Origin of the sequence: Pseudomonas sp. 5Ae-yellow (assembly GCF_014077575.1) — a bacterium.
GTDB classification, from domain to species: domain Bacteria; phylum Pseudomonadota; class Gammaproteobacteria; order Pseudomonadales; family Pseudomonadaceae; genus Halopseudomonas; species Halopseudomonas neustonica.
The window spans coordinates 1-250 of record NZ_JACGWE010000163.1 but is presented as its reverse complement, the minus strand read 5'-3'; the positions used below and the strand labels follow the sequence as shown (position 1 = coordinate 250).

Here is a 250-nt window from a genome sequence, read left to right as displayed (position 1 = left end):
CATGATCAAGTCGCTTTCCCAGTGCCCTGGAACAAGGCGGTCTTCTACCTCAGGTGGGCGCAGGTGGATACTAAGGTCAGCTGGGTAGCGCTCACGCCGTCCAGCACTCACAGTGCGTAGGCGCCGTTTACCGTGGCCTTGACGCAGATAGCTGATCAGTTGTCGTTTCAACTCACCCCGAGGGTGCGCGTAGATTGCCAAGTAGATGCTTTCGTGACTCACATGAAGCTCGGGGCTGTCTGGCCAATGG

Annotated in this window: 1 pseudogene; it reads right to left on the bottom strand. The window is 57.6% G+C overall.

Features of this window, described 5'->3' with window-relative positions:
* Positions 1–250: pseudogene (locus H4J77_RS19850) on the bottom strand (IS30 family transposase); the annotation flags it as partial.